The organism is Martelella sp. UBA3392 (assembly GCF_002358775.1).
Lineage (GTDB): Bacteria > Pseudomonadota > Alphaproteobacteria > Rhizobiales > Rhizobiaceae > Martelella > Martelella mediterranea.
In genome coordinates, this window is record NZ_DEPM01000182.1 from 1 (window position 1) to 24,738 (window position 24,738).

Here is a 24,738-nt window from a genome sequence, read left to right on the forward strand (position 1 = left end):
CTCTCCCTCAAGGGGAGAGATTGGTGGTTGCACCGCCTCAATCCAGCGTTACCGTCAGAATCACGAAGGTCGGCAGCCGGGACAACTACACCGACTCCGGCAAATGCCGGCGCTCCTGCAGCGTCGCGATCATCGCGGCCAGTTCGCGCAGCAGATAGTCCACGAACAGATTGGTGGCGGCATCGAGAGGCGCGCGGGCGCGGGCGAAGAGCTTCATCGGCTGGTGGCGCACATGCGGGTCGGCAACCGGGCGGAAGACAAGCTCTCCCTTGGCGCAATCGTCATAGACATCGAGCGGGTTGAGGAAGGTCAGGCCCGTGCCGCGCTTGACCAGCTGTTTCAGCATTTCCGACGCATTGGTCTCCACCACCGGCTCGATCGGCAGCGGCAGCGGCGACAGCATGAGATTGATGACATTGCGCAGGCTGGTGCCCGTCTGCGCCAGCACCAGCGGCTCCTGCACGACATCGGCGACATTGACGCGCTCCTGTTCGCCAAGCGGATGGCCGGGGGGCAGCACCGCGCCGATCGGCACATCGAAGGTGGCGACGGTGCGGATGCCGGGCGTCGGCGGAATGTTGAAGCCGAGCCCGAGATCGACATCGCCGGTGACCACCGAGGCAATGGTGGTATCGCCGATATCGGAGCGCAGGTGAATGCGGATGCGCGGGTTTTCCGCCACGAAACGGGCGATGATCTCCGGCAGCGGCCCGGCCGCAAGCCCGACCGTGGTAACCAGCGTGACCTTGCCGGCCTGCGGCATTTTCAGCGCCCGGATACGCGCCTCCAGCCGGTCATAGCTTTTCAGCACCTCGCGGATATGCTCGACGCACATCTCGCCCGCCGCCGTCAGCCGCAAGCCGCGCGGCAGCCGCTCGAACAACGGCGCGCCAAGCTCCTCCTCCAGCGCCAGGATCTGCCGGTTGACCGCCGACGATGCCACATTCAACCTCTGGGCGGCCTTTCGGATCGATCCGCAACGGGCGATTTCATCGATATATTGCAGTTTGCGGGAGTGCAGCATCGGGGTAAACTCGGCTGGAGTGACCAATTTTTACGCAGTGCGACTACAATTATATCATTCGCGAGCCTTGTGCAAAAAAGGCATCGATGCGCACGAAAATTGATACTTCTCAAACAGCGGTTAAGCCGCTCAAATGCCAATCATAAGGCTTCAGCAAAACGCGAAGGGGAACGAGAAATGTCACTTCAATCCAGCATGACCGGGCTTGCGGCTCTCACCGGCCTGACGCTTGCTGCCGCAGCGCCGGCGCTTGCGCTCGACGAGGTTTCCTACGGCACCAACTGGCTGGCCCAGGCCGAGCATGGCGGCTTCTACCAGGCCGTTGCCGACGGCACCTACGAGAAGTACGGCCTCGACGTCACCATCGTGCAGGGCGGCCCGCAGGCGGCCAACCGCGCGCTGCTGATCGCCGGCAAGGTCGATTTCTACATGGGCTCGCCGCAGGGCGAATTCGACGCCGTGGTCGAGGACATTCCGCTGATCGATGTCGCCGCGATCTTCCAGAAGGACCCGCAGATCCTGATGGCGCATCCCGATCAAGGCATCGAGGAATTCGCCGATCTCGCCAAACTGCCGACGATCTTCATGGGCAAGGACGGGTTCCTGTCCTATTTCCAGTGGATGAAGGCCAATTTCGACGGCTTCAGCGACGAGCAGTACAAGCCCTACACCTTCAACCCGGCCCCGTTCATCGCCGATCCGCAATCCGCCCAGCAGGGCTATCTGACATCGGAGCCCTATTCGGTGGAAAAGGAAGCCGGTTGGACGCCGAAGGTCTTCCTGCTCGCCGACAGCGGCTACTCGCCCTATTCGACGATGATCACCGCTCAGCAGAAGATGGTCGATGAGAACCCCGACCTCGTGCAGCGCTTCGTCGATGCCTCGATCGAAGGCTGGTACAATTACCTCTACGGCGACAACACGGCCGCCAACGATCTGATCAAGAAAGACAATCCGGAAATGACGGATGAGCAGATCGCGTTCTCCATCGACAAGATGAAGGAATACGGCATCGTCGTCTCCGGCGAGGCAGAGGAAGGCGGCATCGGCTGCATGACCGATGAACACTTCAAGACCTTCTTCGACGACATGGTCGATATCGGGCTCTATGAAGCCGACCTCGACTACACCAAGGCCTACACCACGCAGTTCGTCTGCAAGGGCGTCGGCAAGGACCTGATGAAGTAATCCGATCGCATCTCGCGCCCCGCGCCCGCGCGGGGCGCGGCCCGTTTACGCATACAGGAAAACCGCATGGCGCCCGCCGAGGCACTCACACAAAAGCCGCTGGTGAAGCTTGAGCATGTCACCAAGATCTTCTCCAACGGCACGATCGCGCTCAAGGATATGAGCCTCACCGTCTGTCAGGGCCAGTTCGTGAGCCTGCTCGGCCCTTCGGGCTGCGGCAAGTCGACGGCGCTGAGGATCATGGCCTCGCTCGGCGACGTCACGCGAGGGACGATCGACTGGCCGACCTCGCGCATCTCCGCCAAGGGAAAGCCGGAAGGCGATATCAGCTTCGTGTTCCAGGAACCGACGCTGATGCCGTGGGCGACGGTGTTCGACAATGTCTTCCTGCCGCTGAAGCTGCGCGGTAAATCCAAGGCGGGCGTGCGCGACGAGATCATGGCGGCGCTCGCGACCGTCGGCCTTCAGGATTTCCCCAATGCCTATCCGCGCGAACTCTCCGGCGGCATGAAGATGCGTGTGTCGATCGCCCGCGCGCTGGTGACCAAGCCGAAACTGCTGTTGATGGACGAACCGTTCGCGGCGCTCGACGAGATCACCCGGCAGAAGCTCAATGACGATGTGCTGCGGCTCTGGCATGCGACCGGCATCACTGTGATCTTCGTCACCCATTCGGTGTTCGAATCCGCCTATCTCTCCAACCGCATCGTGGTGATGCGCGCGCGGCCCGGACAGGTATTCGACGATTTCCCGCTCGATACCAGCCAGGAGCGCGACGAGAGCTACCGCACATCGGAGGAATACAGGCTCGCCTGCGAGAAGGTCTCGCGCTCGCTTCAGGGCGCCATTCAGGCAGCGGGAGGCGAGCACTGATGAGTGACGAAAACACGGAACAGACCTACGCCCGCCCCGGCTTCTTCGTCCGCAATGGCGAGACCATTCTCAGGATCGTTATCCCGATCGCGGTGATCGTGCTGCTGATCGCGATCTGGCAGGCGATCGTGATCATCTACCAGACCCCGCATTATATCCTGCCCGGCCCGGCGTTGGTGGCGGAAGCCTTCTTCGAGGACTGGGGCACGCTTGCGCCTGCCTTGTGGGTCACCACCAAGATCACCTTCATCTCGCTGGGGCTGGCGCTTGTCGGCGGCGTCGGCCTTGCGGTGATCATGGTGCAGTCGCGCTGGATCGAGACCGCGCTCTACCCGATCACCGTGATCCTGCAGGTCACGCCGATCGTCGCGATCGCGCCATTGATCCTGATCTACACGCCGACAACACAAATCGCGCTGCTGATCTGCGCCTTCCTGGTGGCGTTCTTCCCGATCCTCTCCAACATGGCGCAGGGGCTGAAGAGCGTCGACCACAATCTTCTGAACCTGTTCGAGCTTTACGGCGCCTCACGCTGGCAGACGCTGATCCACCTGAAACTGCCGGCCTCGCTGCCCTATTTCATGACCGGGCTTCGGATCGGCGGCGGGCTGGCGCTGATCGCGGCCGTGGTTGCCGAATTTGCCGCTGGCTCCGCCGGGGCCGGCTCCGGCCTTGCCTTCCGGCTCCTGGAATCGCAGTACCGGCTGAACATTCCGCGGCTTTTTGCGGCGCTGTTCATGCTCGCCTGCCTTGGCGTTGCGATCTTCGCGCTGACATCCTTCATCGCCTGGCTGTTCCTGCATCGCTGGCATGAAAGCAGCCTCAAGAGAGAGAATTGATGACCGGTTTCGTCACGCTTCCCGAGGCCCCGGCCTTCGTTCTCAAGAATGCCACCCTCCCCGCCATCTGCCTTGCCGATACGACGGGTCTTGATGCGCGCGAGGGGCTGATCTCTGCGGATATCACCATCGAAAACGGCAGGATCGGCGCGATCGCCGCGCCCGGCGCGGCACCCGCCGCCCTGCCCGCCACCGACCTTCGCGGCGGCATGGTCTGGCCAACCTTCACCGACATGCATACCCATATCGACAAGGGCCATATCTGGGAGCGCCGCCGCAATCCCGACGGTACCTTCATGGGCGCGCTCGAAAACGTCAGCGCCGACCGCCAGGCCAACTGGTCGGCGGACGATGTCGCCGCCCGCATGGAGTTCTCGCTGAAATGCGCCTATGCCCACGGCACCGGCCTGCTGCGCACCCATATCGACAGCCTGCCGCCGCAGCACGAGATCTCCTTCGAGGTGTTTTCCGATATCCGCGAGAAATGGGCGGACCGGATCGAGCTTCAGGCCGTTGCCCTGTTTGCGATCGACATGATTTTCGAGCCGTTCTTTGATGATCTGGTGGCCCTGCTGAAACGCCGCAACGGCCTGATCGGCGGCGTCACCCAGATGCTGCCCGATCTCGACGCAAGGCTCGACCGGATGTTCCAGGCGGCAGGCGACGCCGGGCTCGATATCGACCTCCATGTCGACGAGACCGAAGACCGCGAGGTGCTGACCCTTGGCCGCATCGCAGAGGCCAAAATGCGCAATAAATTCGAAGGCGCGGTCACCGTCGGCCATTGCTGTTCGCTCGCAAGGCAGGATGAGGACACGGCGCGGCGCACCATCGACCGTGTCGCCGAGGCGGAGATCGCGGTCGTCTCGCTGCCGATGTGCAACATGTATCTTCAGGACCGCCACGCGGGCGTCACCCCGCGCTGGCGCGGCGTGACGCTGTTCAAGGAGCTCGCGGCCGCCGGCGTCAAAACCGCCGTCGCCTCCGATAATACCCGCGACCCGTTCTACGCTTACGGCGATCTCGACCCCGTCGAGGTGATCCGCGAGTCGGTGCGCATTCTTCATCTCGATCATCCGCTGGATGATACGCCGCGCATCATCACCCGCACCCCCGCCGAAATCCTCGGCAGGCCGGAGCGCGGCGTGATCGCCGAAGGCGGCCCCGCCGATCTGGTGCTTTTCAGCGCGCGCCGCTGGAGCGAATTCCTTTCCCGTCCGCAGGCTGACCGCATCGTGATGCGGAATGGCATGGGCATCGACCGCAGCCTGCCGGATTATCGCGAACTTGACCCGCTGATGGATAAGTGAACATGCCGGACTATCAACAGATCAAGGCCGAACTCGACGGCATCGCCATCGAGGACAATCCCAACCTCGTTTCCCGCAAGAGCCGGGATTTCTACTGGTACTCGCCGATCCTGAAGGCCCAGCTCGAAAACGTCACCGGCGACCTGATCGTCTCGCCCGCAAGCGAGGAGGAGGTGATCAAGGTGCTGAAGGTCGCCTTCCGCCATGATGTGCCGGTTACCGCGCGCGGCGGCGGCACCGGCAATTACGGCCAGTGCATGCCGCTCTCCGGCGGCATCGTGCTGGACATGACCAAGATGAACCGGATCAAGGAAATTCACCCCGGCCGCGTCATCACCGAGCCCGGCATCATCTGCGCCCAGCTCGACCGCGAACTGAAGGAAAAATCCGGCCAGGAACTGCGCTTTCACCCCTCCACCACCGGCCAGGCCACCCTTGGCGGCTTCATCGCCGGCGGTTCCGGCGGCGTCGGCTCGGTCCATTGGGGCGGGCTGCGCGACCTCGGCAATGTGCTCCGCCTCAGGATCGTCACGCTGGAAGAAGAGCCCCGCGTAATGGAACTGACGGCGCGCGATCTCCTGAAGGTCTCCCACGCCTACGGCACCAACGGCATCATCACCGAGGTCGAAATGCCGCTCGCACCCGCCTATGACTGGGTGGACGTGATCGTCGGCCACGAGAGCTTCATGGACGCGGTGCGGTTTTCCGACCGGCTGGCGAAATCCTCCGGGATTCTGGTCAAGGAAATCGCGCCGATCGCCGCCCCCGTCCCTTACGAATATTTCACCCGCCACAAGCCGTGGCTGAGGGAGGGCGAAGCCGTCACCGTGGTCATGGTCGCCCCCCACGCGCTCGCGCCTTTCGAGGCGCTGGTGAAGCTGATGAAGGGCGAAATCCGGTTCCGCGCCGATGAAGTGGAGAGCCTGCGCGGCATTCCGCGCGCCTATGAGCTTGGCTGGAACCACACCACGCTGCGCGCGCTGAAGATGGAGCCCGACAGCTTCACCTATCTCCAGGTGCAGTATCCCGGCCCCGACCATGTCGAGAAGGTGCGCGAGATGACCGAGCTTTTCGGCGACGAGGTCATCGGCCATCTGGAATTCCTGCGTTTCGACGGCGCGATCCAATGTTCCGGCCTGCCGCTGGTGCGCTACACCACGCCGGAGCGGCTGGAGGAGATCATCCTGATCCACGAGGCCCATGGCTGCCCGATCTTCAACCCGCACCGCTACACGCTGGAAGAAGGCGGCATGAAGCAGACCGACGAGTTGCAGCTTGCCTTCAAGAAGGAAACCGACCCCAAGGGCCTGATGAACCCCGGCAAGATGATCGCCTGGGAAAATCCGGATTTCGACTTCAAGGCCGGCAAGAACTTCCTGTTCAAGGGTCTTGCCGAGACCGGAGCGGAGTGAGATGCGGGTTCTCGTGCTCTTCTCCCACCCGGTGGAAACCAGCTATGGCGCGGCCCTCCACAGACAGGTTGTCGAAAGCCTGACCAAGGCCGGCCATGACGTCGACGATTGCGACCTCTATGCCGAGAACTTCCAGCCGGTGCTGACCCGCGAGGAGCGGATCGGCTATCACGACTATCCGGAAAATACCGCCCCGGTCGCCTCCTATGTCGAGCGGCTGCAGAAGGCCGAGGCGTTGGTGATCGTCACGCCGATCTGGAATTTCGGCTATCCGGCGATGCTGAAGGGCTATTTCGACCGCGTCTGGCTGCCGGGCGTCAGTTTCGCGCTGGAGGATGGCAAGCTGAAACCGACGCTGCGGCACATCACCAAGGCCGCCGCCGTCTTCACCTATGGCGCGACGCCGATGCGGGCCTTCCTGGCCGGCAATCCACCGAAAAAGATGATCAAGCGCGTGCTGCGCGCCCAGATCAAGATCGGCGCCCCGGTGCGCTTCATGGCCCATTACGACATGAACAACTGCACCGAAGAAACCCGCGCCCGCTTTCTCGATCATGTGAAAAGCGAGATGGAGGCCTTTTAAGGGCCTCCATCCGTCCATCATTTCCTGTCCGATATCGATAATCCCTACCTGTTCGGATTGTCGATAACGTAGATCGGGCTGTTGCGGTAATGATCCCCGATAAAGTCGCCATCGGGTCCCGGATAATTCACCCCGATGAAAAAGGACAGGTAATTTGAACTATTGCTTCCATTGCACTGGCTCATCTGGCCTGCGAGCGAATCCACGTCCATCGCCCAACGCCATTCCAGCGGGGAAGGGTGTTGGAAGGTGACATTCTCAAAATAGGCAGGCTCCGAATACGTGGTCTCACCCGGTTGTGTGCCCGGAAAGAGAAGATCATCCTTCTCGTCGGTATAGGTACATCTATAGTAGACGGGACTGGCACTCTTTCCACCATTGGGGAGATCGACCGCCCCGGGCTGATTGTTCGTCTCCACGGACATGACGCCGCCATTGACCTGAATCTGACTCATGAAGGGGAATGAAAAACCTGAATTTGGCGTATAGTTCAGCACATTTCCCGTATTGCCGGTAACATCGATGGCGAAACCGGTGATCTGAAGCGCGGCGCCGACAAGGTCGGAAACCTCCGACGGGGTAACGTCGCTATGGGTGGTATTGGGCAGGATGATCAGCGTCGCGTAAGGATCGTATCCATTATTCCAGAAGTCGTTCATGTAGATGGCGGGCGCAGCGGGCGTGAAAAATCCGTCATGCGAGGCGGCCACTTCGAGAAGCGGAAACTGGTTGAGCAGCTGCGGATTCGATTGCAGATAATAGACGATGTCGATCTGGGTCAGCAGATTGTCCAGCTCTCCCGACATCATTTTGTCCAACAGATTCCTGTTGCCGGTGCCCTGGGGGTCCTGCTCATAAGGCTGCAGGTCCTGCGGCCAACCATTATAGAGGTTCGAAAACTGATAGTTCGCATGCACCTGCGCCAGGACCGACTTGATATCGATCGGCATGACGATCGGAACGGCGGCCTTGACCAACCGGTTCGACAGGCGATCATATGCGGTGGCGAGATAGGTCGTCCATCCGCGTTTGGAGGCGCCTGTCAGGACATACTGCCCTACCTGGGGAAGGCCGGAAAGCGCCGGCAATTGGGCAATGCTTTGCCGGGCGGCGGACATGCTGTGGACGACTGACGACGCCATCGGAAACAGCGCGGCATAGTCGATTGCATCAATTCCATCATTGGCCGGATGCATAAGCGACTCGGCGACGAGGTCGTCTTCCTCTCTCGCATAATAGGTCTTGCCGTCGACAATGCTCAACATGTCGAGCAATTCGTTCGGAACGAAATTCTGAACGATCATGGGGATATTCAGAAGATAGGAAAGAAGCGCCGATAGGTTTGCGGTTTGGCACCAATTGGTCTGCGACGGCGTTGTGCAACCGCTATTCAGCACGGAATCAAGGTCATCCGGTGCCATATTGAATGGCGCAGCGGAAATTTCCTGCGCCAGGAGATCTTGAAAAATCCCCTCGTAGAGAAAATAGTCTTTTCCGCCATTGATCATGTAGATGTAGTCGCTCTGCGACATCCCGATCTTTTTCGGAACGGCGATGGAAACCTTGTGCGTCCATCCGCCGCCGCCCGTGGTAGCGGAAATGTAGTCCGGATCCGTTCCCTTCCAGTTCGTCTGGGAGACATAGTCGCAGACATACATTGTCGTCTCTAAAGTCGCCAGATTATCGATCTGGCTGCAATTTTCATAAATGCCTGCCGCGCCTGTCGTATTGTTGATGTAATCGAAGAGCGATTGCAGCGGCTGCGCGCCGTTCGCCTGCGCAAGGGCCGCAGATCCCGAAAGCGCTAAACCTGCGGAAACGGCGGTAGCAAAAACGAACTGATAGGCGCGAAATGGATTTATATACATGGTAACGTCCTCTACCTTAAATTTATATATACCATAAACACAATCAAAGGTTGTATTCAACGATCTATTTTGAGCTTGTTCATTTCTCCTGCCCCCTCTTTACATCGACGCTCAGACCACTAGGTCTGAAAGAGCAGGCAGGCGCCGGGAGACGGCGCGTGCGGGAGAGCGCATTCGGGTGACCATTTATTGGCTTTGCCACGGTGCGTATGACTGTCATTCCGGGCCGTTCGGCGCAGCAACAGCGCAGGGCGTTCCGGCGTCGATGCGCAGGAACGGAGCCGAACGAGCATGTACGAATTGACCACCGCCGACGAAACCCGCCTACGCAAGCTGCGCGGCAATGTGCCGGTCAATGCCGTGCTTCATGTCTGGCTCAAGGCCGTGCACCCGCATGCGCCTGCGGAGTTGCGGCTTTCCCTGAACGACCGGGTTTTCGGCAATGTGTTCGTGCAGAATTCCGAGGAATACGAATTCCGGATGTTCTTCGTTCCCCATGGCGGAGAGCTGGAATGCGCCTATGACCCGGAAACGACGACGATTTCGGTCGCCTACTGGTTCACCGATGCCAAGGTGCTGGAAGAAGGCATCACCGTCTTACGCACCCATGCCGCCAATGCGCCGGCGCCCGCGCCCGGCTCCTATCATTTCCGTCCGCCTTTCGGTTGGATGAACGATCCCAACGGCTTCGGCCGGTTCAACGGCTCGGCGCATCTGTTCTACCAGCATTATTCGCACGGGCTGAAGTGGAACACGATGCATTGGGGCCATGCGGTCTCGGAGGATTTCCTGCACTGGCGGCACCTGCCGATCTTCCTGTTTCCCTCCGAGGAGTTGACCGCCAAGCCGGACAAGCGCGGCGGCGCCTTCTCCGGTTCCGCCATTCCGCTGGAAAACTCCGCCGGCGTCCGCGTGTTCTTCACCGAAAGCGTGATCGAGCGCGATCCCGAGCGCGAAATCCAGATGGTGGCGACCTCGCAATCGCTGATCTTCGCCGGCGCGGCCAAACCGTTGATCGACAAACGGCCCGAGCTTGAGGGCCTGACCCTCGATTTCCGCGATCCTTACGTCTTCCGCGGGCCGGACGGCTACTGGAAGATGCTGCTCGGCAGCCGCATGGGCGAGGAAGGCGTCGTCCTGCTCTATCAGACCGCCGATGTGACGGCGGCCGGCGGCTGGGAATTCGTCTCGGTGCTGCATTCGGAGGGCCGGTTCAACACACAGGTGATCGAATGTCCCTGCCTGCTGCCGCTCGACGGGCCGGCGGGCGATCCTTCCACCCATTGGGCGCTGATCTGCGGGCTGATGCACAGCCATCACGAAGAAACCGGGCGCAAAAACCTCACCACGGCGACCGTCGGCAAGTTCGACGGCACGACATTCACGCCGCATTTCGAGCAGGAACTCGACTTCGTCACCGACAATTACGCCTTCCAGGCCTTTCTCGACCAGGGCACGCCGGTGGGCATCGGCTGGCTTGCCAACTGGGCCGACGCCGCGCCCGAAATCGACTTCCCGACCGCAATGACGCTGCCGCGCAACCTCGTCTATGACGCCGCCGACGACACGCTTCTGACGCCGCCGATCGAGGGCGTGGAAAGCCTGCGCGACCATCTGGTGGATGAAACAGCGCTTGCGGCCGGAGAACTGGTGACGCTGGAAAACGGGCAGGCGGAAATCGTCATCGATCTCGATGGCCCGAGCTTCGAGCTTGATCTCTATCACAACAATATCGAGATCGTGATTACGCTCGACGAGGAAGGGCTGAGCCTGGTCTACCGCGACGACGCCGAAAACCCGACGCCGCGCTATATCGCGCCCGGCGCAAAGCCGAGCCATATCCGGGTGTTCCTCGATATCGGGTCGGTCGAGGTTTTTGCCGATAATGGCCGCTGGACCGGCACCAAGCGCATCGCCGGCTTCGATCCGGTGCATTCGATGCGGCTGCGCCACGGCGACGTCCGGTCGGCGAAGGTCTGGGCGCTGGCGCTCTGAGGAATGGGCGGTGAGCGCTTTTGCTACGCCAGCATCAGCTGATCGTCATCGATCTCGGTGCCCGCGGCGCGGCCAAAGCGTTCCAGCAGGTCGGAGACCTTCAGCTTCGAGCGCTCCTCGCCGGAAATGTCGAGCACGATCTGGCCGGCATTCATCATCAGGGTGCGGGAGCCATAGGCCAGCGCGTCCTTCATCGAATGAGTCACCATCAGCGTGGTCAGCCGGCTTTCGCCGGCGATCTCGGCCGAAAGCGTCAGCACCTTGTGGGCGGCGGAGGGGTCCAGTGCCGCCGTGTGCTCATCGAGAACGAGGATTTTCATCGGCAGCAGCGTCGCCATCAGCAGGCTGACAGCCTGGCGCTGGCCGCCGGAAAGCGCGCCGATCGGCGTTGCCATGCGGTGCTCGAGACCAAGGCCGAGCTTTTCCAGATGTTCGGCGAAAAGCTTCTTCTGGCCGCGTTTGCCAAGCGCGAGGGCGAGACCCCGCTTCTTGCCGCGCGCGGCGGCGAGCGCCAGATTCTCCTCGATCGACAGCGATGAGCAGGTGCCGAGCCGCGGCTCCTGAAACACCCGGCCGACAAGGCCCGCGCGCCTGGCGGCCGGCCAGTTGGTAACATCATTACCTGCGAGATGGATGGAGCCGGTATCAGGTTTGGCCGTGCCGACAACGGTCGACAGCAGCGTCGATTTGCCGGCGCCATTGGAGCCGATCACCGTGACGAACTCGCCCTCGGCGATATCGAGCGAGATGCCGCGCAGTGCCCGCACCTCGGTCGCGGTTCCGGCATTGAAGGTGATGTGGATGTCGGAGAGTTTCAGCATCAGTCCTGCCCTTCGTCCGATTGCTGCGCGCCGCGCACGAGGCGAAAATTGAACATCGACTTGCGCCCCTTCTTGCCGCGGCTCTGGGACAGCACCACGGCGACAGCGACGACAATGGCGGTGATCAGGTTCAGGTCCTGCGGCTTGATGCCGATGAAGCCCGCCGACAGCGCAAAGGCGATGAACAGGCGGTAGACGACCGCGCCGATGACGCAGCCGAGCGTTGCCAGAAACACGGTGCGACGGCCGAGAATGGCCTCGCCGATGATCAGCGCCGCAAGCCCGGTGACGATGGTGCCGACGCCCATGGTGACGTCCGCCACCCCCTGCATCTGCGCAAACAGCGAGCCGGCGAGCGCACAGAGCGCATTGGCGATCGACATGCCGAGCAGCGTCATCGCGCCGTTGCGGATGCCCTGCGCCTCCGCCATGGCCGGATTTTCGCCAGACGCGCGCAGGCCGAGGCCGATTTCGGTCTTCAGGAACCAGTCGATGATGAACTTGGCGCCGATGGCGATGATCAGCAGCAGGATCGTGTTGCTCCACAGCCCCGCGCCCACGAGGTCTTCGAAGCGGGAAAACACCGTGTCCTGGCCGTAGACCGGCAGGTTCGGCCGTCCCATGATCCGAAGATTGATCGAAAACAGCGCGACCATCGACAGGATGCCGGCGAGCAGGTTCATGATGCCGAAGCGGACATTCAGGAGGCCGGTGACGAAGCCGGCGGCCGCGCCCGCCATCAGGCCGAAAAACGTCGCGATGAAGGGATCGATGCCCTGGATGATGGCGGCGGCGGAAACCGCCGCGCCAAGGGGAAAACTCCCATCCACCGTCAGGTCCGGAAAGTCCAGAACGCGGAATGACATGAAGATGCTCAACGCCACGAGGGCGAAGAGCAGGCCGGTCTCAAACGCGCCGGCAAGTGCGAAAAGCGTCATGTTTATTCGATGACCTTCTTGGCGCTGTCAACGACGTCGGCCGGAACCTCGATGCCCATGGCCTTGGCCGCCTTGAGGTTCAGGAACAGGTCCTGATTGCCGGGAACCACGACCGGAATATCGGCGACAGGCGTGCCTTCAAGGATCTGGGCGATCATATCGCCGGTGACCGTGCCCATTTCGGCATAGTTGAAGCCAAGGGCCGCGACCGCGCCGCGCTCGACGGAATCCGTGTCGGTGGTGAAGACGGGCAGCTTGGCGCGCTCGCCGACGGTCACGATCGCTTCCAGAACCGAGATCACCGAATTGTCGGTCGGCAGCAGGATGGCGTCGGCCTTACCCACGAGGTTGCGGGCCGCATCCGGCACCATGGTGGACTGGGCGGCGGGGCTTTCGACGACGGTCAGGCCGAGTTCTTCGGCGCCGGCCTTGATGTCATCGACCTGAACCACCGAGTTGGCTTCGCCCGGATTATAGATGACGCCGATGGTCTTGACGTCCGGGACCAGTTTCTGGATCAGCTCCAGCGCCGGCTTCGGCGGCTGCTTGTCGGAGGTGCCGGTAATGTTGGCTTCCGGCTTTTCCGGGTTTTCGATCAGGCCGGCGGCGACGGGGTCGGTGACGGCGGCGAAGACGACGGGGGTGTCGCCCATGGAATTCTTCAGCGCCTGGGCCGACGGGGTCGAGATGCCGACCGCGACGTCCGGTGCGATGCCGGCGAATTCATCGGCGATCTGGCTCTGCGTGGTCATGTTGCCCTGGGCGGAGCGGGCGACGACCTTCAGGTTCTCGCCTTCCTTGTAGCCCTTTTCGGCGAGGCTCTCGACAATGCCTTCGCGCACGGCGTCAAGGGCGGGGTGTTCGACGATATAGGTGATGGCGACGGTCTTGGTGTCCTGGGCGACGACCGGAGCGGCAAAGCCGGCAAAAGCGGCGATCGCCGCGGTGGCGAACACCGTTTTCTTGAAGTTGAGCATTTCGAAACCCCCTGTCAGGATTGTTCTTGGCGCGATGTGATCACGCCCGGCAGTTTGGCCTGTGCCAAAGCGCCGGTCAACGCCGGAACGTTGCCGCCCGCGACTTTATTTGCCGGCGCTGCCGGCGGCCCCCTGCCGCACCGGCTCGCATTCGCGGATGCCGCGCCCCCTCAGGTGATCTGCAGCGATCCCTCGGCGTTCATCAGAAGATCGATGACGTCGGGCGCGGTGATGATCTCGTAGGCGGGGTCCATGTCCTCGGCGCTGAAGCCGTTATGCTTCATACAGGCGCCGCAGATCGCGATCTTTCCGCCGGCCGTGCGGTATTTCTCGAGCAGGTCGGACACCGGTTCGAACGGCGCGCCGATATCGATGCCGTCGGTCGCACCGGGCTTGCCCAGTTCCACGGCCTCGACCATCAGGATGATCGTGGCGCTGTGCCCCTTCTTGAGCGCGTTGAGCGCCATGGTGAAGGCGACGGTCACCTTGTTCGGGTTGGACTTGCCGTCGAATATCGTTGCAACAAAAGCTGTGGTTTGCATGTCGGGGCCTCCTTCTGCCTCTATTGGAATTGGTGAGGCACCGTTGCTATACAAGTGCGACAATTGTCGCAGGCAGGACACCAACGGGAGATAGCGAAGCATGGGCGAAGTCAGACTCGAGCCGGGCTGGAAAGAGAAGCTTCAACCGGAATTCGAAAGCGCCTACATGGCGGGCCTCAGATCCTTTCTTGTCGACGAGAAGAAAAGCGGGCAGGTCGTCTTTCCCAAAGGCGAGGAATATTTCCGCGCGCTCGACCTGACGCCGCTCGACCGGGTGAAGGTCGTGATCCTCGGGCAGGATCCCTATCACGGACCGGGGCAGGCGCACGGGCTCTGCTTTTCGGTGCGTCCCGGCGTGCGCACGCCGCCCTCGCTCGTCAATATCTACAAGGAGCTTGCCGCCGATGTCGGGTTTCAGAAGGTCGACCATGGCTTTCTGGAGCATTGGGCGAAGCAGGGCGTCCTGCTTTTGAACTCGGTGCTGACCGTGCGCCAGGCCGCCGCCGCGTCCCATCGCGGCAAGGGCTGGGAGGAATTCACCGACGCAGTGATCCGCGTCGTGAACGATGAGTGCCCACATGTCGTGTTCATCCTGTGGGGCGCCTATGCCCAGAAGAAGGCGAGCTTTGTCGACAGAAGCCGGCATCTGGTGCTGAAATCCCCGCATCCTTCGCCGCTTTCGGCCCATAACGGCTTTTTCGGCAGCCGCCCGTTTTCCAAGGCCAACCAGTTCCTGCTCGAACAGGGCATCGAGCCGATCGACTGGCAATTGCCGAAAGATCCCGGAGAAAGTTGAAGAGGCGGCGCTTGCCTTGCCGTGACCTTCAACACATTTATGCGCTATAGACGGCGCGATGGCGCTGCATGCAATTTACGGAGATACCGATGTCCCACCACAGAAAATTCTTCATCGACGGCGCCTGGGTTGAGCCGGACGGGCGGGAAACGCTCGACGTCATCAATCCCGCGACCGAAGAGGTCGTCACCGCAATCGCGCTCGGACAGGCATCGGATGTCGACAAGGCGGTGGCGGCCGCACGACGCGCCTTCGAGAGCTTCTCGCTCACCACGCGCGAGGAGCGCCTGGCGCTTCTGGAGCGGGTGCTGGAATGCTACCGTGCGCGCGCCGATGATCTGGTCGAGGCGGTGATGAGAGAAATGGGCGCGCCGCTGAAGCTTGCGCGCAGCGCCCAGGTTCCCGTCGGCGCCTCCCATATCAGCAATACCCGCAAGGCGCTGGAGGCTTTCGAGTTCTCCGAGGAGCGCAACAAGGGCCTGATCGTGCGTGAGCCGATCGGCGTCTGCGCCCTGATCACGCCGTGGAACTGGCCGTTGAACCAGATCGCGGCCAAGGTCGCCCCGGCGCTCGCCACCGGCTGCACCGTGGTGCTGAAGCCGTCGGAAATCGCGCCGCTTTCGGCCATCATCTTCGCCGAGATCATGGAGGAGGCCGGCGTTCCGCCCGGCGTGTTCAACCTCGTCAATGGCACCGGTCCCGATGTCGGCCAGGTCATGGCCGGCCACAGGCAAGTCGACATGGTCTCCTTCACCGGCTCCACCCGCGCCGGCATCATCGTCGCGAAGACCGCCGCCGACACGGTGAAGCGCGTCTGCCAGGAGCTTGGCGGCAAGTCGCCGAACATCGTGCTGGAGGATGCCGATTTCGAAAAGGCGGTGGCCGGCGGTGTGCGCTCCTGCTTCCAGAATTCCGGCCAGTCCTGCGACGCGCCGACGCGCATGCTGGTGCCCGCCGCAAGGCATGACGAGGCGCTGGAGATCGCGCGCAAGACGGCGCTGACGCTCAAGGTCGGCGATCCGGGCGCGGAAAACACCGATCTCGGCCCGGTCGTCAGCCGCCAGCAATATGACAAGATCCAGGGGCTTATCGAAACGGCGATCGCAGAGGGCGCGACCGTTGCCGTCGGCGGCCCCGGCCGTCCGGACGGCATCAATCACGGCTATTATGTCAAGCCCACCGTTTTCGGCCATGTCGACAACGCCATGACGATCGCCCGCGAGGAAGTCTTCGGCCCGGTGCTGTCGGTGCTGTCCTATCAAAGCGAGGAGGAAGCGATCGCGATCGCCAACGACACGCCCTATGGCCTTGCCGCCTATGTGCAATCGAGCGATCTCGACCATGCCCGCAAGGTCGCGGCGCGGCTTCGGGCCGGCAATGTCACGATCAACGACCCGGACTGGGACACCGCCATTCCCTTCGGCGGCTACAAGCAATCCGGCAATGGCCGCGAATTCGCCGCCTGGGGCATGGAGGATTTTCTGGAAATCAAGGGGATACGCGGCTACACGGCTTAAAATTCCCCGCGAAACCGCTACATTGGATCGCGACGCGCATGGCCGTTCGGCGGCGCGGATGACGAAAGATCGCATGCCCGGCCTGACGGTCGGGCATCAGTACAATAACGGCTCATGGCAGGTCTCGGAGGCGGTTTCATGAAAAAGAGCATCAACCCAAACGGCGTGCGCAAACCCTTCGGAAATTACAGCCACGGGCTTTACGTGCCGCCCGGCGCGGGGCTGCTGGTCACCTCCGGCCAACTCGGCATCGGCGCGGACGAGGTGATCCCGCGTTCGGTCAAGGGACAGGCCGAGCTCTGTTTCGAGGCGATCGGCAAGATCCTCGCCGAAGCCGATATGGGCTTCGAGGACGTGATCCGCATCAATGGCTATGTGACGATGCGCGAGGATTTCCCGGCCTATATGGACGTGCGCGACCAGTACATATCCGACCCCCTGCCGGTCTCCACGCTGCTGATCGTCTCGGGCTTCACCCGCGCGGAGTTTCTGGTCGAGGTTGAGGTGACGGCGGCCAAGGTCCCGTAAAGGCGCCTGTCTGGATACGGCCCCGTCGCTCAACCAACCGCTTCGGCCACCAGAGCACCGCGCTCGGCGATGACTCGGGCGGAAAGGGCTGCGGCCTGGCCAATGGCGTCGGTCAGGCTTACGCCCCGGGAAAGCGCGGCAATCAGACCGGCATTGAAACTGTCGCCCGCCGCCGTGGTGTCGACCACGTTTTCGGCCGGCGTCGGCTGGAAGGTGATCGCACCCTCCGTTCCGGACCGGGCATGGATCGTATCGACGCCGTTCTTGACCACCACGGCCTCCGCGCCGCGCGCCCGGTATCGCGCGATCGTGGCCTCGGGATTGTCATCGCCGAACACCGCGCCATCCTCATCGAACGACGGCAGCACCATGTCGCTGATCGCCGCGGCCTGCATGATGGTCTCGGCCATCACCGCGCGCGAGGGCCACAGCCGGAGGCGCATATTGGGATCGAAGGCGATCACCGCGCCCGCCTTTCGCGCCTCGGCCAGCACGTCCAGCAGCGTGCCACGATCGGCCTCGTCGACAATCGCCATGGTAATGCCGGAAAACAGGATGAGGTCCCGACCCCGCACCGCCGCCTCAAGCGCTTCGCGATCGGCAGCAAGCCGTTTGGCGGCGGACTGGCCGCGCCAGTAGGAAAACGAGCGTTCGCCATCCTTCAGCGCGATCATGTAGAGGCCGACCGTGCGCTCCTCGATCCGGCGGATGCAGCCGGTCCCGACGCCCGACCGCTCCATGAAATCGAGCATCTCGCCGGAGACGGCATCCGTGCCGACGGCGGTGAAATAATCCACCGTGGCGCCTTCGGGCAAAAGCTTCGCCAGATACCAGGCGGCGTTGAACGTGTCGCCGGCGAAGCCGCGCGTATAGGCGCCATCGGCGTGCGGCGCCATCTCGACCATGCATTCGCCGATGCTGAGAATGTTTTTCATATCTGTTCCTGATCGAAGAAACCGGGATTGGTCTGGTGGATGCGCTCGATGCTGCCGGCGATCCGGGAAAGGTGATGGCGCATGGCGGAAACGGCGGCATCGGCGTCCCGCGCCTTGATCGCGCCGACGATGGCACGGTGCTCGGCGAACGCATCATGGGCGGTGAAGGACAGCGAGAGGAGACGGATGCGATCCATATGGGCCTTGTGCTCGCGGATCAGCGTCCAGGCGTATTCATGGCCCGCCAGCGCGCAGATCTGGCGGTGAAGTTCGTCATCGAGACGATGGAAGCCCATCCGGTCATCGGCCTGCACCGCCCTGGCCTGCTCCTCGAGCAATGCGTCGAGCCTGTCGAAATCCTCGTCCGTTCCCTGCTCCGCGGCGGCCGTAACGGTCGCCACCTCCAACGCCGTGCGGATGAACAGCGCCTGCATCACCGCCTCCACCGAAATGGGAGCGACGAGCGTGGCGCGCTGCGGCCGCACCAGCAGAAAACCCTGCTGCGAAAGCCGGTAAAAGGCGTCGCGCACCGGCTGGCGCGACACGCCGAGCGTGCGCGCGACCTCGGCTTCCGAAAGCTTCGTGCCGGGCGGTAGCTCGTTCTCGATGACCTGGCGGTAGAGCCTGTCATAGATCACATCGGTCACCGTCTGGCGGGGCTGCTCGATACTGGCCACCATGCGGCCTCCGTTGACAATTCTTACATACTAACATATTAGTTTTAAGACGAATTGCAATGGGCCAAGGAGCCGCAAATGCTCGACACTGACCGGCTTTTCCCGCTGGAACCGAAGGCGCGGGACCTGGCGCGCGCGCTTTATCGCGACGTGAGCAGGCTCCCGATCATCAGCCCGCACGGCCATACCGATCCGCGCTGGTATGCCGAAAACGAGCCCTTTCCGGATCCTGCGCAACTGTTCGTGGTGCCGGATCACTACGTTTTCCGCATGCTGTGCTCGCAGGGCATTCCGCCGGAAAAGCTCGGCGTTGCCCGCATCGATGGCGGCGCGAGCGAGGCCGACAGCCGGGCGATCTGGCGGCTGTTCGCTGAAAATTTCTACCTGTTCCGGGGCACGCCAAGCCGGGGCTGGCTGGAACACGCCTTCGAGCATGTCTTCGGCCTGACCAAGCGGCTGGGACCCGACACGGCGGATGAATTCTACGATCACATCGACGACTGCCTGAAGCGACCGGAGTTCCGCCCGCGCGCGCTGTTCGAGCGGTTCAACATCGAGGTGATTGCGACCACCGAAGACCCGCTCGACGACCTGAAATGGCATCGGAAAATCCGCGAAAGCGGCTGGACCTGCGGGCGCGTGATCACCGCCTATCGCCCCGATCCGGTGGTTGATCCCGATTTCGAGGGCTTTGCCGAAAACGTCGAGAAACTCGGCGCGATTACCGGGCTCGACACCACCAGATACGACCAGTATCTCGACGCACATCGCATGCGGCGGGCCTATTTCAGGGAATTCGGCGCGACCAGCACCGATCACGGCCACGCCACCGCCCGCACCGAGGACCTGCCGAAGGCCGAAGCCGCCGCGCTGTTTGAAAAGGCGCTGAAGGGCGCGTGCAGCGCGGATGAGGCGGACGCCTTCCGCGGCCATATGCTGACCGAGATGGCCCGGATGAGCATCGAGGATGGACTGGTGCTGCAGATCCACCCCGGCTCGTTCCGCAATCATTCCAGCACGATGATGGCCCGCCACGGCCGCAATGTCGGCTTCGATATTCCGGTCCAGACCAGCTATGTCGAGGCGCTGCGCCCGCTGCTGAACGCCGTCGGCATGGACCCGGCGCTCAGCATCATCCTGTTCACGCTGGACGAGACCGCCTACACCCGCGAACTCGCGCCGCTCGCCGGCGCATACCCTTCGCTGAAGCTTGGCCCGGCATGGTGGTTCCATGACAGCCCGGAGGGCATGCGCCGCTACCGCGAGATGACAACAGAGACGGCAGGCTTCTACAACACCGTCGGCTTCAACGACGACACCCGCGCCTTCTGCTCGATCCCCGCCCGCCACGATGTCGCCCGCCGCGTCGACTGCGCCTATCTGGCAACGCTGGTGACCACCGGCCGGCTGGACGAGGACGAGGCGCCGGAAGTCGCCCGCGACCTTACCTACAATCTGGTCAAACGCGCCTATAAGCTTTGAGTGGGCGGCAAACCGCATATATTTCAGAAATTTAATTATACCTTCCCTCGATACTCACCTATTGCCGCCATAAACGTGCCGTGTCATAGAAGCGTGACGACGTCAGGGAAACGAACCATGCAAGACCCGATCATGATGACGGCCGAGCAGGGCCGGATCGTATCGTTGGAAAGCCTTGCGCCCGGCGAAAGCGGGGTTGTCGAAATCATCGACGCCGGCGGTCACGAAAACGGGCTGGCGGTGCGGCTGAGAGCGATGGGCCTTTCAAGCCCGCATCAGGTGATGATGGTCAGGCGCGGCTGGTTTGGCGGACCTCTCGTGGTGCGCGCCGGCAAGGCGACCGAGATCGCCATCCGCCGTTCAGAGGCGGCGCTGGTCAAGGTTCGAAAGCTATAAACGATGATGCCGAAACGGCACGCCGGGTCAAATTGCCGGACGATCTCGCCCGGTCCTGCACTTTGAAGACCGGAACGCATAATGTCCCATTGCTCTCCTGCTGAAGCCGACCTTTCCCGCAACGACATTCCCCGCATCGCCATGATCGGCCAGCCGAATACCGGCAAGTCGATGCTTTATAACCGCATCACCGGCGCGAGCGCCCATGTCGGCAACTGGCCGGGGATTACCGTTTCGCTGTCGAATGCGCGGGTGCGGATCGGTGGCCGGATGACCGAGGTCGTGGACCTGCCCGGCATATACGACCTTGAGGGCTTTTCCGAGGACGAGACGGTCGTCGCCGATTTTCTGAAGACCTACCCGGTCGACCTTGTCATCATCGTCGTCAATGCCAGCCAGATCGACCGTCAGATCCTGATGCCGCTGCAGGTGAAACTGCTCGGCCTGCCCGCCGTGGTCATGCTCAACATGGCGGACGAGGCCCGCCGCAACGGGATCGATATCGATACGCAAGCACTGTCGGCGCGGCTCGGCCTGCCGGTGCATCTGATCAGCGCCAAATATGGCGAGGGCTATTTGGAGGCGCTCGCCTCGGTCGCTGCCGCGCTTGCGGATCATGAGGGCATGCCGGCAACGCTTGCCGGTTACGATACGCTGCGCGCCACGCTGATGACGCCCGAAACGCTTGCCAGGACCATCGATGGCGCTGTCCATTACCCGGAAACGCCCCCGAAGACGATGACGGAACGTCTCGACCGGGTGCTGCTGCATCCGCTTTTAGGCCTGCCGCTGTTCTTCGCGGTGATGCTGGTCGTGTTCTACATCGTCTGGGCGCTTGGCCTGCCCTCGCAGGATGTGGCAGGCGCCGTCACCGACTGGGTCCAGGCGCATGCCCTCGCCCCGGCGCTCGATCTCGGCCCGGCATGGCTGAAGAACTTCGTCATCAACGGCATCTGGCTGGGCGTCGCCACCGTCGCCTCCTTCATCCCGTTGATCATGCTGTTCTTCTTCCTGATGGCGGCGGTGGAGGACAGCGGCTACCTCTCCCGCGCGGCCTATCTGATGGATACGTGGATGCGCCGCGTCGGCCTCGACGGCCGCTCCTTCGTGATGCAGATGATGGGTTTCGGCTGCAACGTGCCGGCGCTGATGGGCACGCGGGTGATGCGCTCGCAGCCGCTCAGGCACTTGACCATGCTGATCATCCCCTTCTCGCTCTGCTCGGCGCGGCTGGCTGTTTTCGTATTCATCATCGCCGCCGTGTTTCCGCCGACGCAGGGCCCGCTGGTGCTGTTCTCGTTCTACATCATCAGCTTCGTCGCGGCCTTTCTCGCCGCCGCGATCTTCTCGCGCTCGAGACAGTTCAAGAATACCGAGCCGTTCGTGCTGGAGCTCCCGCCCTACCGGGTGCCAACGCTCAGGCAGGTGTGGCTGCGCGGCTATGGCGAACTCCGCATCTTCCTGCGCCGCGCCACCAATTTCATCATCGTTGGCACCATCGCCGTCTGGTTTCTCACCAACTTCCCGACCGACGCGACAGGGCTTGATACCTGGGGCGGCAGGCTCGGCGAGTTCCTGCAGCCGGTGATGGCACCCATAGGAATAAATCCCTACCTGACGCTGGCGCTGATCTTCGGCTTCATTGCCAAGGAAGTGGTGATCGGGTCACTCTCGACCATCTACGCCATGTCCGCCGGCCTCGTCGCCCACCAGATCGGGCTCACCGTGTCGCCGGCCGCCGCCTATTCCTTCTGTCTGTTCTGCCTGCTCTACACCCCCTGCCTGACCACGGTCGCGACCGTGCGCGCGGAAAGCCGCTCGACCCTGTTCATGGTGTTTTCGCTGGTCGTATCGCTGGTTTACGCCTGGCTGGTCGCCTTCGTGTTCTATCAGGGTGCGCTGTTTTTGGGCTTTGGCTGAAGCCTGCCACAAAACATTCTCTTTCGTTTTCGTCAAAATATGTGTAAGAGCGCCCCCATGAGTACCGGGCGCTCCTCCCCAGAACATTGACTGCGCCCCAGCCCCAGAGATCTAAAAATATGGCACTTCGCAACATCGCGATCATCGCGCACGTTGACCATGGCAAGACGACCCTTGTTGACGAGCTTCTGAAACAGTCCGGCGCATTCCGCGAAAACCAGCGCGTTGACGAGCGCGTGATGGACTCAAACGACCTCGAAAAAGAGCGCGGCATCACCATTCTCGCCAAGGCGACCTCGGTCGTCTGGAAAGACACCCGCATCAACATCGTCGACACCCCCGGCCACGCCGACTTCGGCGGCGAGGTCGAGCGTATCCTGTCGATGGTGGATGGCGCGATCGTTCTGGTCGACGCCGCCGAAGGCCCGATGCCGCAGACCAAATTCGTGGTCGGCAAGGCACTGAAGGTTGGTCTTCGCCCGATCGTCGCGATCAATAAGATCGACCGCCCGGATGCCCGCGCCGATGAAGTCGTCAACGAGGTCTTCGACCTGTTTGCCGCCCTTGACGCCACCGACGAGCAGCTCGACTTCCACATTCTCTACGGCTCCGGCCGCGCCGGCTGGATGAACACCTCGCCGGAAGGTCCGAAGGATCAGGGTCTCGGCCCGCTTCTCGACCTCGTCGTCGAGCATGTCCCGGCGCCGAAGGTTGCCGAGGGTCCGTTCTCGATGATCGGCACGCTGCTGGAAGCCAACCCCTATCTCGGCCGCATCATCACCGGCCGGATCAATTCCGGCTCGATCAAGCCGAACCAGGCGGTCAAGGTGCTGAGCCAGGACGGCAAGACGGTCGAGACCGGCCGCGTCTCCAAGATCCTCGCCTTCCGCGGCATCGAGCGCCAGCCGATCGAGGAAGCCCAGGCGGGCGACATCGTCGCGATCGCCGGCCTTTCCAAGGGCACGGTTGCCGATACGTTCTGCGATCCGTCGGTCACGACCCCGCTCACCGCCCAGCCGATCGACCCGCCAACGGTAACGATGTCGTTCATCGTCAACGACAGTCCGCTTGCCGGCACCGAGGGCGACAAGGTCACGAGCCGCGTCATCCGCGATCGCCTGTTCAAGGAAGCCGAAGGCAATGTCGCGCTGAAGATCGAGGAAGCCGAAGGCAAGGATAGTTTCTACGTCTCCGGCCGCGGCGAACTTCAGCTTGCCGTCCTGATCGAGACCATGCGCCGCGAAGGTTTTGAAATCGCCGTATCGCGTCCGCGCGTGGTCATGCACAAGGACGAGAAAACCGGCCAGTTGATGGAGCCGGTCGAGGAAGTCGTCATCGACGTCGATGAGGAGCATTCCGGCGTCGTCGTGCAGAAGATGGCCGAGCGCAAGGGCGAGATGGTCGAGTTGCGCCCCTCGGGCGGCGACCGCGTGCGCCTGCGCTTCTTCGCCCCGACCCGTGGCCTAATCGGCTACCAGTCCGAGCTTCTGACCGATACCCGCGGCACGGCGATCATGAACCGCCTGTTCCACGACTACCAGCCCTTCAAGGGCGAGATCGGCGGCCGCAACCAGGGTGTCCTGCTCTCCAACCAGTCCGGTGAAGCCGTCGCCTACGCGATGTTCAACCTGGAAGACCGCGGTCCGATGATCATCGAGCCGGGCGACAAGGTCTATGCCGGCATGATCGTCGGCATTCACACGCGTGAAAACGACCTCGAGGTCAACGTGCTGAAGGGTAAGCAGCTCACCAACATCCGCTCCGCCGGCAAGGACGAAGCTGTGAAGCTGACGCCCCCGATCCGCATGACGCTCGATCGCGCGCTGTCGTGGATCCAGGACGACGAGCTGATGGAAGTCACCCCGAAGTCGATCCGCCTGCGCAAGATGTATCTCGACTCCAACGAACGCAAGCGTTTTGAGAAGACCCGCGCGGCAGGCTGAGCAATCGCTGAATCGAATGAACGAACCCGGCCCGGCGGCCGGGTTTTTTTGTGCCACCTCGCCGCATAGCCCCCAACCAATCTCCCCCCTTGAGGGGGAGATGTCGCGAAAGCGACAGAGAGGGGGTAAGGGCGTAAGCCCTAAAAGCCGCAACCGCCGAACCTGTCGAGAGGT

At 62.4% G+C, this 24,738-nt stretch carries 22 protein-coding genes; 14 read left to right on the top strand and 8 right to left on the bottom strand.

Annotated features, from left to right (window positions below; all coding sequences use genetic code 11):
- Nucleotides 1–85: 85 nt before the first annotated feature.
- On the bottom strand, nt 86–1,024 hold the full coding sequence (locus B4E36_RS14090; protein WP_292052328.1) for a LysR family transcriptional regulator: 939 nt from the start codon (nt 1,022–1,024) through the stop codon (nt 86–88).
- A 177-nt stretch (nt 1,025–1,201) separates the two neighbouring features.
- On the opposite strand from B4E36_RS14090, the gene B4E36_RS14095 reads away from it, so the two are divergent.
- From B4E36_RS14095 to B4E36_RS14120, 6 genes are all read left to right on the top strand, one after another.
- Entirely contained in the window at nt 1,202–2,212 is a 1,011-nt protein-coding gene (locus B4E36_RS14095) for an ABC transporter substrate-binding protein (protein ID WP_026173517.1), read from the top strand.
- Nucleotides 2,213–2,278: 66 nt separating this feature from the next.
- The gene (locus tag B4E36_RS14100) at nt 2,279–3,085 is read left to right on the top strand and encodes an ABC transporter ATP-binding protein (protein WP_018065042.1); all 807 of its coding nucleotides are present in this window, start codon (nt 2,279–2,281) and stop codon (nt 3,083–3,085) included.
- Entirely contained in the window at nt 3,085–3,924 is an 840-nt protein-coding gene (locus B4E36_RS14105) for an ABC transporter permease (protein ID WP_292052322.1), read from the top strand. Before B4E36_RS14100 ends, B4E36_RS14105 begins: the two co-directional genes overlap by 1 nt.
- Nucleotides 3,924–5,234 (top strand): cytosine deaminase, encoded by a 1,311-nt coding sequence (locus B4E36_RS14110; protein WP_414673763.1) that lies wholly within the window; start codon nt 3,924–3,926, stop codon nt 5,232–5,234. Before B4E36_RS14105 ends, B4E36_RS14110 begins: the two co-directional genes overlap by 1 nt.
- A 2-nt stretch (nt 5,235–5,236) precedes the next feature.
- Nucleotides 5,237–6,646, top strand: a complete 1,410-nt coding sequence (locus B4E36_RS14115) for an FAD-binding oxidoreductase (protein ID WP_292052316.1) — start codon at nt 5,237–5,239, stop codon at nt 6,644–6,646.
- 1 nt (nt 6,647) lies between these two features.
- Nucleotides 6,648–7,229, top strand: a complete 582-nt coding sequence (locus B4E36_RS14120) for an NAD(P)H-dependent oxidoreductase (protein ID WP_292052314.1) — start codon at nt 6,648–6,650, stop codon at nt 7,227–7,229.
- Nucleotides 7,230–7,273: 44 nt separating this feature from the next.
- Here B4E36_RS14120 and B4E36_RS14125 read toward each other — a convergent pair whose 3' ends face one another.
- On the bottom strand, nt 7,274–9,097 hold the full coding sequence (locus tag B4E36_RS14125; protein WP_292052312.1) for a PhoPQ-activated protein PqaA family protein: 1,824 nt from the start codon (nt 9,095–9,097) through the stop codon (nt 7,274–7,276).
- Between the two features lie 291 nt (nt 9,098–9,388).
- Here B4E36_RS14125 and B4E36_RS14130 point away from each other — a divergent pair, with 291 nt between their 5' ends.
- Entirely contained in the window at nt 9,389–11,092 is a 1,704-nt protein-coding gene (locus B4E36_RS14130) for a GH32 C-terminal domain-containing protein (RefSeq protein ID WP_292052310.1), read from the top strand.
- A 23-nt stretch (nt 11,093–11,115) separates the two neighbouring features.
- Here B4E36_RS14130 and B4E36_RS14135 read toward each other — a convergent pair whose 3' ends face one another.
- The 4 genes from B4E36_RS14135 to B4E36_RS14150 all read right to left on the bottom strand — a co-directional run bounded on the left by B4E36_RS14135 (nt 11,116) and on the right by B4E36_RS14150 (nt 14,370).
- Nucleotides 11,116–11,913 carry an ABC transporter ATP-binding protein gene (locus B4E36_RS14135; RefSeq protein WP_292052308.1) on the bottom strand — a complete coding sequence of 266 codons (798 nt, stop codon included), beginning with the start codon at nt 11,911–11,913 and terminating at the stop codon, nt 11,116–11,118.
- Entirely contained in the window at nt 11,913–12,851 is a 939-nt protein-coding gene (locus tag B4E36_RS14140; RefSeq protein WP_292052306.1) for an ABC transporter permease, read from the bottom strand. Before B4E36_RS14140 ends, B4E36_RS14135 begins: the two co-directional genes overlap by 1 nt.
- Before the next feature lie 2 nt (nt 12,852–12,853).
- Nucleotides 12,854–13,828: an ABC transporter substrate-binding protein gene (locus B4E36_RS14145; protein ID WP_292052304.1), complete on the bottom strand. Its 975-nt coding sequence runs from the start codon at nt 13,826–13,828 to the stop codon at nt 12,854–12,856.
- 170 nt (nt 13,829–13,998) lie between these two features.
- Nucleotides 13,999–14,370, bottom strand: a complete 372-nt coding sequence (locus tag B4E36_RS14150) for a DsrE family protein (protein WP_292052301.1) — start codon at nt 14,368–14,370, stop codon at nt 13,999–14,001.
- 100 nt (nt 14,371–14,470) lie between these two features.
- Between B4E36_RS14150 and ung the strand changes: the two genes are divergently transcribed.
- The 3 genes from ung (at nt 14,471) to B4E36_RS14165 (ending at nt 17,211) form a co-directional block, all read left to right on the top strand.
- Nucleotides 14,471–15,166, top strand: a complete 696-nt coding sequence (ung, locus tag B4E36_RS14155) for a uracil-DNA glycosylase (protein WP_292052299.1) — start codon at nt 14,471–14,473, stop codon at nt 15,164–15,166.
- Between the two features lie 89 nt (nt 15,167–15,255).
- Nucleotides 15,256–16,683 (top strand): aldehyde dehydrogenase family protein, encoded by a 1,428-nt coding sequence (locus B4E36_RS14160; RefSeq protein ID WP_292052298.1) that lies wholly within the window; start codon nt 15,256–15,258, stop codon nt 16,681–16,683.
- Between the two features lie 138 nt (nt 16,684–16,821).
- The gene (locus B4E36_RS14165) at nt 16,822–17,211 is read left to right on the top strand and encodes a RidA family protein (RefSeq protein WP_292052296.1); all 390 of its coding nucleotides are present in this window, start codon (nt 16,822–16,824) and stop codon (nt 17,209–17,211) included.
- Between the two features lie 29 nt (nt 17,212–17,240).
- Here B4E36_RS14165 and B4E36_RS14170 read toward each other — a convergent pair whose 3' ends face one another.
- On the bottom strand, nt 17,241–18,146 hold the full coding sequence (locus B4E36_RS14170) for a sugar kinase (RefSeq protein WP_345900487.1): 906 nt from the start codon (nt 18,144–18,146) through the stop codon (nt 17,241–17,243).
- Nucleotides 18,143–18,826, bottom strand: a complete 684-nt coding sequence (locus B4E36_RS14175; RefSeq protein ID WP_292052292.1) for a GntR family transcriptional regulator — start codon at nt 18,824–18,826, stop codon at nt 18,143–18,145. The genes B4E36_RS14170 and B4E36_RS14175 overlap by 4 nt, the downstream gene beginning before the upstream one ends.
- Nucleotides 18,827–18,901: 75 nt before the next feature.
- Between B4E36_RS14175 and uxaC the strand changes: the two genes are divergently transcribed.
- The 4 genes from uxaC (at nt 18,902) to typA (ending at nt 24,564) form a co-directional block, all read left to right on the top strand.
- The gene (gene uxaC, locus B4E36_RS14180) at nt 18,902–20,305 is read left to right on the top strand and encodes a glucuronate isomerase (RefSeq protein WP_292052291.1); all 1,404 of its coding nucleotides are present in this window, start codon (nt 18,902–18,904) and stop codon (nt 20,303–20,305) included.
- Between the two features lie 117 nt (nt 20,306–20,422).
- Nucleotides 20,423–20,701, top strand: coding sequence for a FeoA family protein (locus B4E36_RS14185; protein ID WP_292052288.1), 279 nt, complete (start codon nt 20,423–20,425; stop codon nt 20,699–20,701).
- A gap of 81 nt (nt 20,702–20,782) precedes the next feature.
- Entirely contained in the window at nt 20,783–22,621 is a 1,839-nt protein-coding gene (gene feoB, locus B4E36_RS14190; RefSeq protein ID WP_292052286.1) for a ferrous iron transport protein B, read from the top strand.
- A 119-nt stretch (nt 22,622–22,740) separates the two neighbouring features.
- The gene (typA, locus tag B4E36_RS14195) at nt 22,741–24,564 is read left to right on the top strand and encodes a translational GTPase TypA (RefSeq protein WP_345900488.1); all 1,824 of its coding nucleotides are present in this window, start codon (nt 22,741–22,743) and stop codon (nt 24,562–24,564) included.
- Nucleotides 24,565–24,738 lie beyond the last annotated feature (174 nt).